This is a genomic window from Methylobacillus glycogenes JCM 2850, from assembly GCF_000617925.1.
GTDB classification, from domain to species: domain Bacteria; phylum Pseudomonadota; class Gammaproteobacteria; order Burkholderiales; family Methylophilaceae; genus Methylobacillus; species Methylobacillus glycogenes.
The window spans coordinates 379,649-394,418 of record NZ_BAMT01000001.1; the positions used below are offsets into that span (position 1 = coordinate 379,649).

The 14,770-nt window shown below is 53.8% G+C and carries 9 protein-coding genes and 2 pseudogenes; 4 read left to right on the forward strand and 7 right to left on the reverse strand.

Going from position 1 to position 14,770, the window contains the following annotated elements:
* Together JCM2850_RS22230 and JCM2850_RS01790 are read right to left on the reverse strand one after the other, a co-directional pair.
* On the reverse strand, positions 1 to 342 hold the full coding sequence (locus tag JCM2850_RS22230; RefSeq protein ID WP_025869560.1) for a PEP-CTERM sorting domain-containing protein: 342 nt from the start codon (positions 340 to 342) through the stop codon (positions 1 to 3).
* Positions 321 to 815 carry a hypothetical protein gene (locus tag JCM2850_RS01790; RefSeq protein ID WP_025869561.1) on the reverse strand — a complete coding sequence of 165 codons (495 nt, stop codon included), beginning with the start codon at positions 813 to 815 and terminating at the stop codon, positions 321 to 323. Before JCM2850_RS01790 ends, JCM2850_RS22230 begins: the two co-directional genes overlap by 22 nt.
* 403 nt (positions 816 to 1,218) lie before the next feature.
* Between JCM2850_RS01790 and JCM2850_RS01795 the strand changes: the two genes are divergently transcribed.
* Both JCM2850_RS01795 and JCM2850_RS01800 read left to right on the forward strand, forming a co-directional pair.
* Positions 1,219 to 2,391, forward strand: coding sequence for an MFS transporter (locus tag JCM2850_RS01795; RefSeq protein WP_025869562.1), 1,173 nt, complete (start codon positions 1,219 to 1,221; stop codon positions 2,389 to 2,391).
* A gap of 225 nt (positions 2,392 to 2,616) precedes the next feature.
* Positions 2,617 to 3,027 carry a hypothetical protein gene (locus JCM2850_RS01800; RefSeq protein WP_148301166.1) on the forward strand — a complete coding sequence of 137 codons (411 nt, stop codon included), beginning with the start codon at positions 2,617 to 2,619 and terminating at the stop codon, positions 3,025 to 3,027.
* A gap of 79 nt (positions 3,028 to 3,106) precedes the next feature.
* Here the strand turns inward: JCM2850_RS01800 and pepN are convergent, their stop codons facing one another.
* Complete coding sequence (gene pepN, locus JCM2850_RS01805) at positions 3,107 to 5,710, reverse strand: aminopeptidase N (protein ID WP_025869564.1); 2,604 nt, start codon at positions 5,708 to 5,710, stop codon at positions 3,107 to 3,109.
* Positions 5,711 to 6,048: 338 nt separating this feature from the next.
* On the opposite strand from pepN, the gene JCM2850_RS01815 reads away from it, so the two are divergent.
* Positions 6,049 to 6,390, forward strand: coding sequence for a protein tyrosine phosphatase family protein (locus JCM2850_RS01815; RefSeq protein WP_025869565.1), 342 nt, complete (start codon positions 6,049 to 6,051; stop codon positions 6,388 to 6,390).
* A 109-nt stretch (positions 6,391 to 6,499) separates the two neighbouring features.
* On the opposite strand, the pseudogene acs reads toward JCM2850_RS01815, so the two are convergent.
* Positions 6,500 to 8,462 (reverse strand): annotated as a pseudogene (gene acs / locus JCM2850_RS16395) (acetate--CoA ligase).
* A gap of 253 nt (positions 8,463 to 8,715) precedes the next feature.
* Here acs and glnE point away from each other — a divergent pair.
* A pseudogene (gene glnE / locus JCM2850_RS16400) lies at positions 8,716 to 11,460 on the forward strand (bifunctional [glutamate--ammonia ligase]-adenylyl-L-tyrosine phosphorylase/[glutamate--ammonia-ligase] adenylyltransferase).
* Positions 11,461 to 11,501: 41 nt separating this feature from the next.
* Here glnE and JCM2850_RS01830 read toward each other — a convergent pair.
* The 3 genes from JCM2850_RS01830 to JCM2850_RS01840 all read right to left on the reverse strand — a co-directional run bounded on the left by JCM2850_RS01830 (position 11,502) and on the right by JCM2850_RS01840 (position 14,468).
* On the reverse strand, positions 11,502 to 12,116 hold the full coding sequence (locus tag JCM2850_RS01830) for an HD-GYP domain-containing protein (protein WP_025869566.1): 615 nt from the start codon (positions 12,114 to 12,116) through the stop codon (positions 11,502 to 11,504).
* Positions 12,117 to 12,419: 303 nt separating this feature from the next.
* On the reverse strand, positions 12,420 to 13,031 hold the full coding sequence (locus tag JCM2850_RS01835; RefSeq protein WP_025869567.1) for a DUF3828 domain-containing protein: 612 nt from the start codon (positions 13,029 to 13,031) through the stop codon (positions 12,420 to 12,422).
* Positions 13,032 to 13,151: 120 nt separating this feature from the next.
* Positions 13,152 to 14,468 carry a PQQ-dependent sugar dehydrogenase gene (locus JCM2850_RS01840; RefSeq protein ID WP_025869568.1) on the reverse strand — a complete coding sequence of 439 codons (1,317 nt, stop codon included), beginning with the start codon at positions 14,466 to 14,468 and terminating at the stop codon, positions 13,152 to 13,154.
* Positions 14,469 to 14,770: the final 302 nt, after the last annotated feature.

Genomic DNA, 14,770 nt, shown 5'->3' on the forward strand with positions numbered 1-14,770 from the left:
TCAAGACTGGCGACGGCGTGTGGACCAGCCCAGCAAACCAAGACCAGCCAGCAACATGGTATAGGTATCGGCTTCTGGCACAGCAACCACATTGGCAACCACGCGTATGCTGCTCAAGTTGATGCTGGCTTCTCCAATGACGCCTTGGTCTTGATAAACAGGCACCTGTATATACACAGGCTCATCTCTGTACTCACAGACCCCTTCGCTATCGCAATTGTAGGGCACGGACTCATAGTGCGAGAACACCTCCTCGTAGCCCATAAATACGGAAATGTAACCATAGTCTGCTGTGGCGTTGAACTGGCCTGCTAGTTCCGTCAGCGTAGCGCCAGAAACCACACCTGTTGCAGTAAAGGCTGGTAATAAGCGCCTGGGCCATAATTGACACTGTCGTAGAACGAAGCGCTGGCATCACTGAGTGAAACATTCCCTAAATTCATCAGGCTGTAAGTGCCAGAATAAGTGACAGAGTAACTTGTGATCTCATAACCACTATGCACATTAAAGGCGAGAGGCACATTAAAGATCGCATTCAGGCTTTCTGTGGAGAAATTAGTGCCTGCGCTGGCATAGAGTCCTAAAGAGCCGCTAAAGTCCAATTGAATGCCATTGTTAACTGCGCTTACTGCGGCGATGGTGCCGGGTAAAACTTGCTGATAAGAGCCGCCAAAAGAGGGCACATCAATTTGGAAGAAAAAATTGTCAATATCGTAATCAATATTAACGTTGGTGGAGTAGATGGTGGAAGGTGCGGCCAGAGCAGAGGTGGTAGAAAAAAGTAAAGAAATCATTGCCAAGTGACTGATTTTCATAATTATCTCCCAGGGGTGGTTAATGGTAGGATTGGTAAAATCCCAACACGATTATGGCACGATAAATCAGTATATTCATATGTGGGATATATAGTCCAAATGGACTATTTGACGTTTAAAAATCAGTGACTTATATGTCAGTTTTTCATCATACTGATTGTGCTGGCTGGTTTGCGAGCAGGTCACAAACCAGAATAGCTAAACAAGCTAAATAACACAGTGATTTTCTGACGAAAGCGCTTGCGACTTTGCGCTGGCTTAAAGCAAAATTGCACACCTAGGTTTCAAGCCACTAGCTGTGTTTTATTTCCACCATTAGACGGTACGCCGCCCAGTAAAACAGCAGCTAAAAAGCTAGCCTAAGCAGCAAGTCAGCAGCTTCACTCACCTAAGCCCTAGCCGCATGAACAAGCAGCCTCACTCACTTAAGCCCTCACACCATATTGACCACACCCTGGCGCGCGGTAAAACCGCGACCAAACACAGTTTTTTCATCGCTGGGTTTGCCATCGCCAGTTGGGCACCGCTGGTGCCTTATGCCCAGGCACGATTACAGGCAGATCCCGCTACCCTGGGCACCATTTTGCTGTGTCTGGGCCTGGGTGCGGTAATCGGCATGCCGCTTGCCAGCGCGCTGTCTGGAAGGCTGGGGACTAAGCGCATTATTGTCACGGCCGCTGCCAGCTTGGTGTTGACCCTGCCGCTATTGGCCTTGCTGAGCAATACCGTACTGCTGGCACTATGCTTGTTGCTGTTTGGTGCTGCCATAGGGGCGATTGATGTGGCAGGCAATATCCATGGCACCGAAGTGCAACATCTGGCAGAAAAACCTCTGATGTCCTCTTTCCACGGCTTTTACAGCATAGGCGGGCTAGTGGGGGCAAGTGGCATGACCTTGGGCCTAGCCAGCGGCATCAGTGTGGTAACGGCCACCATGCTGGGGGCAGGCGCGATACTGCTTTCCCTGCTTTGTGCTGCCAACAACTTCATGCCTACCCCTAGCCAAGAGCAGCATCCGCTGTTTATCTTGCCCAGAGGCAAGGTCATCACTATAGGTTTGCTCATCTTTGTAATATTCCTGGCAGAGGGTGCCATGCTGGACTGGAGCGCATTGCTGCTGACGCAGGAAAAATCCCTCAAGCTGGCGTATTCCGGGGCAGGCTATGCGCTATTTGCGATTGCCATGACCTTGAGCCGCTTCTGTGGCGAAAGCCTGATTTTGCGCTTTGGGGAGCGCAACGTTCTGCTAGCAGGCATGGTGGTGACAGGCTTGGGCTTGATCTGTGCAGCCTTGGCATCGCCCTTGTGGCTGGTGATGCTTGCTATTGCCCTGGCAGGCTTGGCGGTAGGCAATTTGGTGCCTATCTTGTTCACCTTGGCTGGTCGGCAAAAAACCATGCCCATGGCGCATGCCATAGCTGCCATCAGCATATTGGGTTATGGCGGCGTATTGCTGGGGCCAGCGATGATAGGGTATATCTCCCACGCCATAGGACTCAAACTAGCGTTTGCCAGCACTGGCGTGCTGGTGCTGCTATGCATAATGGGGATACGCAGCTTGATGCGGCAGGACTAAGCCTGGCAGACCTTCTAAGAGACCTTGCAAGAAAATATCCATGTGCCCCACAAGCCCACGTAACGCTGCTGCTGCGCTTGGGAGCTAATTCTGCAAGCTGTTAGTATGGTGCCAGGCATCAATTTGGATATTAAGTTTTAAACATAAAACCAAGTTTTAAACGTAAAGCGGTTATCCGTCACGCGTGCTTTCTGTCTAAAAACATCAAGAAAAGGAAACACATCTGTGGGTACAAGAATGATTAGTGTGGTGATTGCGCGCATGCCCGGTGGAGCAATCAATGAGCTGGGTAAACTCGTGCTCGAAACCATGCCGTTTGAGACGCCGGTTCAACTTGCGGTGGGGGTGGATCATCTCAAGGATATTTTTCCGCAAGAGCGTTTTCAGGTGATTTGTGGGCCTGCCAAAGAGCAAACGCTGTGCGAGGATGTGCCCAGCATTCAATACAGCATCTGGAAAAAACCTTGCGTTGAGGACAGCGAGCCCAAGCTCATCATGCAAACCACGCCTATGGCGCCAGATAAGCTTTGCGACCATCTGGAACCAGCATTACAGCAGCATTTCAACGCCCAGCATTACATCATTATCAAGCGCAGCGGCGATGCCAGCGCGGATATCGCACGCTTGCCAGACTAGTTTTTTTCAAAGTTTTTCAGGAGTTTTTTCCAAATGCGATAGGCCTGCTATGCCATGCATGGCAGGCCCAGCGCAGTGGCTACTTAAGGCATTTGCTGACCACTTCAAACACATCGCTGGAGAGCTTGGGGTTATCCATAATGGTTTGCAGCGCGGCTTGCATTTGCGTTTGCAGGGCCGGGGTATAACGTCGCCATTCGCGGAAAGGCGTAACCTGGCGCGCGGCTATCTGCGGGTTGATGCTGTTGAGTTCTATGATCGCATCGCGCAGCAGGGCATAACCTTGTCCGCTAGGGTCATGGAATTTGACCGGGTTGTTAACGGCAAAGGCAGAGTAAAGCGCACGTACACGGTTAGGGTTGCGGATGTTGAATTCCGCATGCTGGCGCAAGGCGGCAAAGTCAGTAAACAGGCTATCGCGCTTGGCAATGACTTGCAGCGAGAACCACTTGTCTACTACTAGCTGGTATTGCTGGAAGCGTTGATAGAAATCATCAAACACCTGCTCGCGTTGGGGCTGGGTACTATCAGCCAGGCTGCTCAAGGCCGCCACGCGGTCTGTCATGTTATCTGCCTGCTGGTAATGTGCCTGGGCTCTGGCCGCGCAGCCTGTGCCATTGGTTACGGTCAGGAGTTCCAGCACGGTGTTGCGCAGGGCGCGGCGGCCCATGGCCTGGGGCGTAATTTCAAATACGCCCTGGCTGGCATTCTGTGCATACAGCTCGGCCAGTGCATCCTTGTGCGCACGCTTGATGGCTTTGAGCACTACATCTCTGGCCTGGTCTATAGCTGCAGGGTCAACCACGGCCTGGGCCTGGCCTATGACTGAGATGGAAGGCAGTGACAGTGCACGTGCGAGCAAGGCCTTGTCCACCTCTTGGTTCAGGCCCTGTGTGATCAGCGTGCCGAAATCGGCAACAAACTGGCTGATGTCGGCTTCAGCATCGGCGATCACACGCTGTATGGTGCGCAGCGCAATGGTTTGGCCAGCCTCCCATTTATTGAAGCCGTCTGTGTCCTTGAGTTGTAGCAGCCTGAGATCATCATCACTGAGATCGGTGCTAAGTTTGATAGGGGCGGAGAAGCCGCGCAATATGGAGGGAACAGGCCGCGCATTGACGCCCTCAAAGCGGAATTCCTGCTCGCGCTCTGTCATTTCCAGAATCTGCGTGGCATGGGTTTCTTCTCCCTGCTCGTTGAGCAGGCCCACAGCCAGAGGAATCAGCAAGGGCTGTTTATTGGTTTGCCCTGGGGTGTCAGGCTGGCTTTGCTTGAGGCTGAGCGTGTAGCTGGCGGTGTTGGCGTCGTAACGTCCGCTGGCTTGCACGCTAGGGGTGCCCGCCTGCTTGTACCAGCGGTGGAACTGGCGCATGTCACGCCCAGAGGCATCGGCCATGCACTGCACAAAATCATCAATGGTGACCGCATGGCCATCAAAGCGCTGGAAGTAGAGATCGGTGGCCTTGCGGTAGGTATCTGGCCCCAACAGGGTGTGCTGCATGCGTATCAGTTCAGAGCCTTTTTCGTAGATCGTCATGGTGTAGAAGTTGCTGATCTCGATAAAGTTATCCGGCTGCACCGCATGCGCCAGCGGGCTGGCATCTTCTGGGAACTGCAAGCGGCGTAGCTGATCCACATCATCAATACGCTGCACGGCACGCGAGTTCATATCGGCGCTGAATTCCTGATCACGGAATACCGTCAGGCCTTCTTTCAGCGAAAGCTGGAACCAGTCCCTGCACGTCACGCGGTTGCCGGTCCAGTTATGGAAGTATTCATGCGCAATCACGGCTTCGACACTGATGAAATCGCTATCGGTGGCGGTTTCCTGCTGGGCCAGCACCAGTTTGGTGTTGAAGATATTGAGCGAGGTGTTTTCCATCGCGCCCATATTGAAATCACTGACGGCAACAATATTGAACAAATCCAGCTCATATTCGCGGCCATAACGCTCTTCATCCCAGCGCATGGATTTTTTCAGCGAGGCCATGGCGTGGTCGCATTGGCCTTCATCACCGCTGCGCACATAGATATGCAAATCCACCTTGCGGCCTGAGCGCGTGGTGAAAATATCCGCCACCCGTACCAGATCGCCCGCCACCAGTGCAAACAAATAGCAGGGCTTGGGGAAGGGATCATGCCAGGCCGTAAAGTGACGGCCTGCGGGCAAATCACCACGCTCCACTAGATTGCCGTTGGAGAGCAACACCGGGTACAGCGCTTTATCCGCTTCTATACGCACGGAGAAAATGCTCAGTACATCTGGCCTGTCCTGGAAGTAAGTAATTCGGCGGAAGCCTTCTGCCTCGCACTGTGTGCAGAAGGTGCCCTGGGATTTATACAGGCCCTCCAGCGCGGTATTGCTCTCGGGGTGTATCTCCGAGCTGATGGTGAGGGTGAATTGCGCAGGCAAGTCAGCCAATAGCATGCGGTTGTCTTCAAGACGATAGTCTGAGTATTTCTCACCATTCAACTGCACCGAGAGCAGCGTTTGATCCTGCCCGTGCAGCACCAGCTCGCTGTTTTTAGCCGCAGGGTTTTTTTCATAGCGTACTTCAGCATGCACCAGGGTTTTGTCTTCAAACAATTCAAAGCGCAGTGCAACGCTGGAGGCTAAATAGGGGGCAGGGGTGTAATCCTTGAGATAGATGGTTTGTGGGCTGGAGCTGGTATCTGGAGGCATGGGAGTTTCTTTTTTGAATGGTTTAGCAAAGTATAAGAGATTATTGACTGGTGCTTGCAGGCAGAGGTGGTTTTTTGCTGCCTTGGCAATAGATTTGGCGGATATACCGTGCTGGAGCGCAGCCTGGGGATTGCAACATTCCAGTCAGTTGCTGGTCTAGTGAAGACTGCATCCAGGCACAGCATGGTTTAAAATCCAACTCCGGCCTGGCTGGAGATATAGGCAGCACAGCAGTTGAAACAATACGCAGAGGATACCTGCACACGAGGGGAGGCGCTAAAGGCCACCATCCCCATTCGCATCAACACCAATGCATTTGAATCACAAGAAAGCATCATATGAGCCTCACCTTCAAGACTCTTAACGAGCAATTCAGCAGCGCGCCACAATTGAGCGTGGCACAAGTGGCCGAAGCGGCCGCTAGTGGTTTCAAGACCATTATCAATAACCGCCCAGACGGCGAAGGCGGCCCTGAGCAGCCCAGCAGCGCTGAGATTGCCCAGGCAGCCGAGGCCAATGGCCTGGCTTATGTGCATATCCCCTTTGTATCCGGGCAATTGACCCAGGCGCATGTGGATGAACTGGCGGCTTTGCTGCCCAGCCTGCCCACGCCTATCCTGGGCTTTTGCAAGGGTGGCATGCGCGCGAGCAATATCTATCAGCAGGCTACGGCTAAATAAACCTGCAGCAAAATAGTCCTCAAAACCGATCTGTAAAAACCAACAAGCCAGTCGTGGTGCCCAAACAGTGGCCTCACGACTGGCTTGTTGTTTGTTAGGTTATGTGCGCTTAGTGGTTAGACTGCTTGAGCTGCTCCAGAATCGCCGGGTTATCCAGAGTGGAGATATCCGAGGTAATTTCCTCGCCCTTGGCCAGTGAACGCAGCAGACGACGCATGATCTTGCCCGAACGCGTCTTGGGCAGGTTTTCACCAAAGCGAATTTCATCAGGCTTGGCAATCGGGCCTATCTCCTTGCCTACCCAGTCACGCAATTGGCTGGCGATGGCCTTGGCGGCTTCACCCTCAGGGCGGTCGCCCTTCAGCACTACATAGGCGACTATGGATTCACCCTTGATGTCATGCGGCCTGCCCACAATCGCGGCTTCTGCCACCAGAGGGTTGGCTACCAGTGCAGATTCAATTTCCATGGTGCCCAGTCGATGACCTGAGACATTCAGCACATCATCAATACGGCCCATGATCCAGTAATAACCGTCTTCATCCCTGTGGCAGAATCGCCAGCCAGGTAATAGCCTTTGAGTTCTTCCGGGAAGTAGGCTTTCTTGAAGCGCTCAGGATTGCCCCAGATGTTACGTATCATCGAAGGCCAGGGTTTCTTGACTACCAGCAAACCGCCACCGGTATCGGTCACAGCACTGCCATCCTCATTGACGATATCAATCATGATGCCGGGCAGGGGGCGGGTGCAGGAACCCGGCTTGGCATCTATCGCGCCTGGCAGCGGTGCAATCATATGTGCGCCAGTCTCGGTCTGCCACCAGGTATCGGCAATCGGGCAGCGCTCTTTGCCCACTACCTTGTGATACCACATCCAGGCTTCAGGGTTGATGGGTTCACCCACCGAACCCAGCAGGCGCAGGCTGGAAAGATCATATTGATTGGGCAGATCGCCACCGAGCTTGATCAGTGAGCGTATCGCAGTAGGCGCGGTGTAGAAAATGCTAACCTTGTGGCGTTCTATCATCTGCCAGAAACGGCCAGCATCAGGCCAGGTGGGCACGCCTTCGAACACCACTTGAGTGCTGCCAATCGCGAGCGGGCCATAAGCCACATAACTATGACCCGTGATCCAGCCCACATCTGCTGTACACCAGAAAATATCCGTGGCCTTGTGGTCAAACACCCACTTCATGCTCATGATGGCACCCAGCAGATAGCCACCAGTCGAGTGTTGCACACCCTTGGGCGTGCCAGTGGAGCCTGAGGTGTAGAGAATAAACAGCGGATGCTCGGCCTCTACCCATACAGGTTCACATACTGGGCTGGCTTCAGCTTCCAGCTCATGCCACCAGAGATCGCGCGCGGCGTTCCAGGCAATTGCGCCACCAGTACGTTGGTAGACAATCACATTTTTCACCGCTTCGCAGCCATCCAGACTCAGTGCTTCATCCACCGCAGTTTTCAGGGTGACGGATTTGCCGCCACGCTGACCACCATCCGCTGTAATCACCAGTTTGGCACCGACATCGACAATACGCTCATGCAGGCTTTTGGCAGAGAAACCGCCGAACACCACGGAGTGAATCGCGCCTATACGCGCGCAGGCCTGCATGGCAACAATGGCTTCTATGCTCATGGGCAAATAGATAATGACGCGATCACCCAGGCCTACACCTTGTTGCTTGAGTACATTGGCAAAACGGCAGACGCGTGCATGCAAGGCTTTGTAGGTGATATTGCTGACGCTGCCATCATCGGCCTCAAAAATCAGCGCAATCTTGTCACCGCGTTTTTCCAGATGCCTGTCCAGACAGTTATAGGAGGCATTGAGTTTGCCATCGGCAAACCAGCGGTAGAACGGGGCTTGTGATTCATCCAAAGTGCTGTTGAAAGGAGTCTGCCAATCAATTTCCTCACGGGCCAGTTTGGCCCAGAAACCGCTGTAATCCTGCTCAGCCGCATCACACAAGGCTGATAGGCCTCAAGACCCGATACGGTGGCGGCTTGGCGGAAAGCATCATGTGGCGCAAAAACACGCTTTTCCGTCAGCACGGACTCAATCGACGACATACAAACTCCTTAGAACTTGATATTAAAGGGCAATCCAAAATGGTAGGGGCCTTTAACTGGCCCCGGCTCAGCGCATAATAACATTTCATTAACAATTTTATTGCCTGCAAGCAGTCCAAAGCACTGCAATTTTTTGTCACGCTGACCCTACAGTTGGTGCAGGCAGACAGGCGCATGCTGGGCGCAAACACTGGCCTGTGTTACCGTTTACCTCCAACAATTGATTACCCAGCAAGAATAGGCTTCAACCCCCATGCGACCACTTTCCGAGATCACACTCCCAGACGCAGTGCCCAGCCAGGATGAACAATATCTGCTGCATGCGCTGGATTGCAGTCCTTTTGTCGGGCGCTTGGTCAATAGTGATGCTGGCCTGCTGGATGACCTGGCTACTAATTTGCACCACGCCTGGACAGCAAGCGCTATGCAGGATTGGCTGGCACAGCAAGCGATCAGTGATGATGTCAGCCTGAAACGGGTGTTACGCAAGCTGAGGCAGCGCGTGATATTGCGGCTGATGGTGCGTGACCTCAATGGCCTGGCGGATTTGAATGAAGTGATGCAGGTGGTGAGTGCCTTGGCGGAAACTACCTTGCAGGCCGCATTGCAGCATCTGACTCCCTGGCTGGAAGCGCAGTACGGTGTGCCCATAGGCGAGGACAGCGGCGAACGTCAGCACTTTACGGTGGTGGGCATGGGCAAGCTTGGTGGCCATGAGCTGAATGTTTCTTCGGACATAGACCTGATTTTTGCGTTTGCCGAGGATGGAGAAACCAATGGCGCAAAATCCATCAGCAATATCGAGTTTTTCACGCGCCTGGCCAAGCGTCTCATAGCCGCGATTGACGAGATTACCGAGGATGGTTTTGTGTTCCGCGTGGATATGCGGTTGCGGCCTTACGGCTCGGAAGGTCCGCTCGCCTGTAGCTTTGCCATGCTGGAAGAGTATTACCAGAACCAGGGGCGCGAGTGGGAACGTTATGCCTGGATCAAGGGCCGCGTGGTAGCAGGGCCTGATCAAGGTCTGGGCGCCTTGTTGCGGCCTTTTGTCTTCCGCAAATATCTGGATTTTGGCGCATTTGCTCCATGCGCGATCTCAAGTTGCAGATTCAGCGCGATGTGAATCGGCGCGATATGCATGACAACATCAAGCTGGGCCGTGGAGGCATACGCGAGGTGGAGTTTATTGCGCAGGTGTTCCAGCTGATACGCGGCGGACGTGATGCCAGTTTGCAGATACGCCCCACGCTCAAGGTGCTTTCGCTATTGCAGGGCAAAGGTTTATTGCCCATACAGGCGGTGCATGAGTTGCAACAGGCTTATATCTTTCTGCGCAATCTGGAGCATAGGCTGCAATATCTGGAAGATAGCCAGACCCAGGATTTGCCCGCCAGCGAGGAAAGCCAGCGGCGCATAGCCAAAGGCATGAATTTTGCCGACTGGCCTGCGTTTCTGGCGGTGCTTGATCAGCATCGCAGCCTGGTGCAGCAGCATTTTGAGCAGGTGTTCAACGATGCCAAATCCAACCAGGCTGATAAGTCGGAAGAGCACACCCAGTCACCAGCGGTGGCACTATGGCGCGGCTTGCTGGAAGGTGAGGAGGCTGTGAATGCCATGGCGCAACTGGCTATGTCGAGCCGCAAGATACTTTGCGCAAGCTCATGAGCCTGCATGACAGTCCACGCTACCGCCAGTTGCCGGAATTGAGCAAGCATAGGTTTGATACCCTGATGCCTTTGGCATTGACCGAAGCGGCGCATGAGAAACAGCCCGATGTGGTGTTGATGCGCGTGGCAGATCTGCTGGACAGCATTTGCCGCCGTGCCAGTTATCTGCCTTGCTGGCGGAATATCCCTCGGCCCTGAGCCTGGTGACCAAGATAGTCGCAGCCAGCCCCTGGCTGGCGCAATATCTCACCCAGCATCCCATCCTGCTGGATGAGTTGCTGGATACGCGCAACCTCTATGCCGCACCAGATTTTACTGCCATGCGTGCAGATTTGCTGGCGCGTATTGAAGCGCTTAATGGCGATGTTGAGCGGCAGATGGATGAGATGCGCCAGTTCAAGCATGCCGCCGTGTTCCGCTTTGCCGCTACCGATGTTGCCGGGCAATTGCCGCTGGAAACCCTCTCGGATTATCTCAGTGCCCTGGCCGATATTATTCTTGAGGTCACCATCAAGGCCTTGTGGCCGACTTTACGTAACCGCCATCGTGATGATCCGCAGTTTGCCGTGATTGGCTATGGCAAGCTGGGGGGCAAGGAGTTGGGCTATGCCTCTGATCTGGATATTATTTTCCTCTATGAAGATGAAGCCGCAGAAGCAGGTGAGGTCTATGCGCGCCTGGGCCAACGCATCAACACCTGGCTCAGCAGCATGACCGCCGCAGGCATACTGTATGAAACCGATATGCAGTTACGCCCCGATGGTGCCAGTGGCTTGCTGGTCAGCTCGGTACAGGCTTTTGAGCACTACCAGCAGGAAAAAGCCTGGGTATGGGAGCATCAGGCGCTGACGCGGGCGCGCTTCTGTGCTGGCAATGCAGTCATAGGGGCACGCTTTGAAGAAATACGTGCCAATGTGCTGGGGCAGCAACGCGATCCGGTCAAGCTGGCCGAGGAGGTGGCTGCCATGCGGCAGAAGATGCAGCAGGCGCACCCCAATCATGGCGAGTTGTTTGACCTCAAGCATGACAGGGGCGGTATTGTTGATGTTGAGTTTATTGTGCAATACCTGGTGCTGGCGCATGCGCAGCAATACCCGCAACTAACACGCAATCTGGGCAATATTGCCTTGCTGGAAATGCTGGGCAGCCTGCAATTGATCACAGCAGCATCAGGCAATGCAGCGGCCCAGGCCTACCGGGATTACAGGCGCAGGCAACACGCTATTCGCTTGCAGGGAAATAACCAGGCCAAAGTGCCGCTGAGCGAGGTGCAGGGGCATGTAGAGGCTGTGACTGCTTTATGGAACACGGTTTTTGAACTAAAAACATAAGTAGAAAGCAGCTTGCAGCGCGCCAGATAGGCGCCAATTCTTTATGCCACGCGTGCCGCGCTGTTGGCGATGACCTGTATAAATTGCCTGAACAGCGTGGGGTCGGTTTTCTGACCTTCCTCGGCCAGCATAATCTCCATGATTTCGCTGTGGCTGCGCCCATGATGGTAAGGCCGACTGGTGCTCATGGCGTCATAACCATCAACGATCAACAATATGCGCGAAGCCAGCGGAATATCCTCGCCTGACAGTTGATCGGGATAGCCGCTGCCATTAAAGCATTCATGATGATGGCGAATAATACGCGCCACCTCCGCTGCATGAGGGTGCAGGGTATTGCGGAACAGACGTTCACCCTTGACCGGATGCATTTTCATCAGCGCCCATTCTTCAGCATCTAGCGCCCCTGGCTTGAGCAGCACGCTATCGGGAATGCCAATCTTGCCTATATCGTGAAAGCGCGCGCTGATGGCGAGCAAGTCCAGTTCCTGCTGACTCAAACCACAGGCCATACCCAACTCACGTGCCAATAGCGAAACGCGGTCGCAATGCTGGTAGGTATAGTTGTCGCGTTCATCCAGCGCAATGAACAGCGCCTCGGAAGACTCAGCGAGGTAAGTAGCGTAAGAGGTTGAAGGAGCTTTTTCAGTGGCCATGTTGCTGCTCCCTTATTATGGATGCGCACAGGGGCGTAGCAGGGCAGGTGGGGAAGTGCTGTGAAACTGGGCGCTGCTGATTTACTGAAACAAGCAATAGGGTGAGGCAGGTAAGCCTGCGATGGGCTGCAGTCAATCTATGAATCTCTATCTATGAATCTATTAGGGCTAGATATCTAAAGCAAGATATTTTGTAGCGAGATAATAAGCAAGCTAAGTACATGCGTCAAGCAGATGCTGCCTGCTTGGCGAGGCATTAAGTGCTAGATATGGCGTGCTGGATATGACGTGCTAAATATTTATTTAGCAGGCTGGGTTTTTGTCTATGACGGCTTGCAGGCTTTTGCCACGCTTGCTGCGGGCAAACTGACCGTGGTACTCAATATCGTAGATCAGCCATGCGCCATCTTCCTTGCGCAGAATCACTTCGTCATCCCAGCGCAGGGTTTTGCCGTTTTCTTGCAAGGTGAAGCTGACCTTGGCTTGGCGGCCATATTGATTGGTGATGCTGGGGCCAACGCTAAAGCTGCTGAAGCCAAGATCACTGGAGCTGAAGATATCTCCCTCCGCCCAGGGCGTGGTTTTACCTCGGCCACGGCAACGGTGTTGCTCGCGCAGGGCAATATAGAAAATGCGGTGCAACTTGGGGATGAAGTGCGGGGAGAGCGTATCTAGTTGCTGCATGCTGGGCAGGCCGCTGACTTTGTCCTGTTGCCGCAGCGTCATGTAATCAAGAAAGAACTTGCTGGCTGCCTGTTGTGCTTCATCAGTCTGCGCTGCGGCATGGGAGGTAGGTGCCAGGCAAATCAATAGTGCCACTTGCAACACGCTCATGATAGTAGCGGCTAAGCCGCCAGCCTTGCGGATATTGATGCTGCGATTGTGGGTTGGAATGCGGTCAATAAAGCTAGCCATGAATAAGAGCCTGCAGGGAGATTCTGCATTAAAGCATGTCGGCAAAATCTCCCGCAACCGCCGCAGAGGCGTCACAGCAACATCGGGAAAACTTCCCTCTTAATTTGGCTGGCTAGCCGCTTATTTGCCCGCAGTGGCCGCTGTCACGCGCCAGACCGTGTTGCCCACATCATCAGCCACCAGCAAGCCACCTTTTTGGTCTACCAGCACGCCTACCGGGCGTCCCTGGGCTTCACCCTTTTCATTGAGGAAGCCAGTCAGCACATCGACAGGGTTGCCCGCAGGTTTGCCGGCAGCAAAGGGCACAAACAGCACTTTATAGCCACTGACAGGCTTGCGGTTCCATGAACCATGCTGGCCGACAAACATGCCATTGGCAAATTGCTCAGGCAGGGTATTGCCCTTGGCCGAGGTCAGGCCCAATGAAGCGGTATGTGGTCCCAGGGCATAATCCGGTGCAATCGCCTTGGCCACCAGTTCGGGTTTTTGCGGTTGCACGCGTACATCAACATGCTGGCCATAATAGCTATAGGGCCAGCCATAAAAACCGCCATCCTGCACCGAGGTGATGTAATCCGGCACCAAATCACTGCCGATTTCATCGCGTTCGTTAACTGCAGTCCATAAGGTATTGCTTTCTGGCTCCCAAGCCAGGCCGTTGGGGTTACGCAGGCCAGAAGCAAAGATACGATGCTCGCCAGTTTTGGCGTCCACTTCCCAAATGGCAGCGCGGCCTTCTTCTATCTCCATGCCGTTTTCACCGATATTGCTGTTGGAGCCTACCGTGACATAGAGCTTGCTGCCATCGGCACTGGCAATCAGGTTCTTGGTCCAGTGGTGATTAAGCGGCAGGCCGGGCAGGTCTACCAGCTTGGTGGGCAGGGCGGCGATGCTGGTTTCACCCTCTTTATAGGGGAAGGTAACAATGGCATCCGCATTGGCGACATAGAAGGTATTGCCAATCAAAGCCATGCCAAAGGGCGAATGCAGGCCTTGCAAAAAGACCGAGCGTTTATCGGCGATACCATCACCATCGGTATCACGCAGCAAGGTGATGCGGTTGGCACTGGGCACACCTGCGCCGCCACGCTTCATGAATTGCTTGGCAAACCAGCGGCGCAAGCTGAAGCCTTCATCTGGCTTGGGCGGGGCGTTGCTTTCCGCCACAACCACATCGCCATTTGGCAGTTGATACAACCAGCGTGGATGTTCCAAGCCATCAGCAAACGGCACCACCTGTGTGCCTTCCACCGCTCTCGGTGTGGCATTGAGTGGCCAACCAACAGCTGTGGCTACTTGTACGGTGGGGATCAGGCTAGTGCGTGGCTGCGGTAGCTCGGGCTTGGCACCCATGCCAGCCGACACCGGAAGCTTGGCGACATCACCACAGGCAGTCAGTGACAGCGCAATCAGGGCGGGAATCAAAATCTGTTGCATGGTTTATCCTTATTTTTGCAAAGTGGGTGTGCGGTACAAGGTCAGGCATGATCTTTTGGCATGATCTTTGGGCGGAATCTTTGCATTTGACCTATCTTGTAAACCGCGACATTGTGGTTTGCGGATAGCGCTTAGCCTGCATGCACTATAATGACCGCTTTATATCCGGTCTTGCCAGTGTAGTGCTTAACGCGTACGTGCCAGTGTGGTAACACATCGGAAACACATGGAGACACATCGGCGACACGTCTTTGTCACTACCCAAGTTTGTCACTATCCTAGTGACGCCTGACTGAAACAGA

What these genes read in the sequence shown, in the direction of transcription:
- JCM2850_RS01790 (WP_025869561.1), bottom strand. Translation starts at nt 815, where the DNA reads ATGAAAATCAGTCACTTGGCAATGATTTCTTTACTTTTTTCTACCACC.
- JCM2850_RS01795 (WP_025869562.1), top strand. Translation starts at nt 1,219, where the DNA reads ATGAACAAGCAGCCTCACTCACTTAAGCCCTCACACCATATTGACCAC.
- pepN (WP_025869564.1), bottom strand. Translation starts at nt 5,710, where the DNA reads ATGCCTCCAGATACCAGCTCCAGCCCACAAACCATCTATCTCAAGGAT.
- JCM2850_RS01815 (WP_025869565.1), top strand. Translation starts at nt 6,049, where the DNA reads ATGAGCCTCACCTTCAAGACTCTTAACGAGCAATTCAGCAGCGCGCCA.
- JCM2850_RS01830 (WP_025869566.1), bottom strand. Translation starts at nt 12,116, where the DNA reads ATGGCCACTGAAAAAGCTCCTTCAACCTCTTACGCTACTTACCTCGCT.
- JCM2850_RS01835 (WP_025869567.1), bottom strand. Translation starts at nt 13,031, where the DNA reads ATGGCTAGCTTTATTGACCGCATTCCAACCCACAATCGCAGCATCAAT.
- JCM2850_RS01840 (WP_025869568.1), bottom strand. Translation starts at nt 14,468, where the DNA reads ATGCAACAGATTTTGATTCCCGCCCTGATTGCGCTGTCACTGACTGCC.